This is a genomic window from Microcystis aeruginosa NIES-4325, from assembly GCF_008974145.1.
GTDB classification, from domain to species: domain Bacteria; phylum Cyanobacteriota; class Cyanobacteriia; order Cyanobacteriales; family Microcystaceae; genus Microcystis; species Microcystis aeruginosa_G.
This window is the reverse complement of the sequence record NZ_BJKP01000115.1, coordinates 1-543: the sequence shown is the minus strand read 5'-3', so window position 1 is coordinate 543 and position 543 is coordinate 1. Positions and strand designations below refer to the sequence as shown.

Annotated in this window: 1 protein-coding gene; it reads left to right on the top strand. The window is 39.4% G+C overall.

Annotated features, from left to right (window positions below):
- On the top strand, window positions 1-527 hold a 527-nt coding region (locus MiAbW_RS19235; RefSeq protein WP_151697363.1), incomplete at its 5' end, for an RNA-guided endonuclease InsQ/TnpB family protein.
- Between the last annotated feature and the right edge of the window lie 16 nt (window positions 528-543).

The following is a 543-nucleotide window of genomic DNA, read 5'->3' as shown; positions in this document are numbered from 1 at the left end:
AAAAAGCCATTAAGGAGGTAGCCAAGGTTCACGAAAAGATAGCAAATACTAGACAAGATTTTCTTCATAAACTCTCCAGAAAGTTATGCGATGAAAACCAAATCGTTGTAGCCGAGAATCTGAATATTAAAGGGTTAGCAAGGACTAAATTAGCCAAATCAATACATGACTCTGGTTTTGGTATGTTGCTTAATTTCTTGGATTACAAGCTAGAAAGAGAGGGAGGAAAACTTGTAAAAGTTGACAGGTTTTATCCGAGTACAAAACTCTGTTCTTGCTGTGGATTTAAAAATGATTCGTTGACTCTCAGTATTCGTGAATGGATTTGTCCAGAATGTAAGACTCATCACGATAGAGATGAAAACGCAGCCAAGAATTTAAGGCAAGAAGGTATGAGGATACTGTCAACAAATACCGATGGACAGTCGGAATTTCAAGCTTGGGGAGAAACTGTAAGACTCTTTGGTACTTGTACCCAAAAGCGGGTTTCTATGAATCAAGAATCCCCCGTCACAGCGTCAGCTTGACGACGGGAGTGTCAAT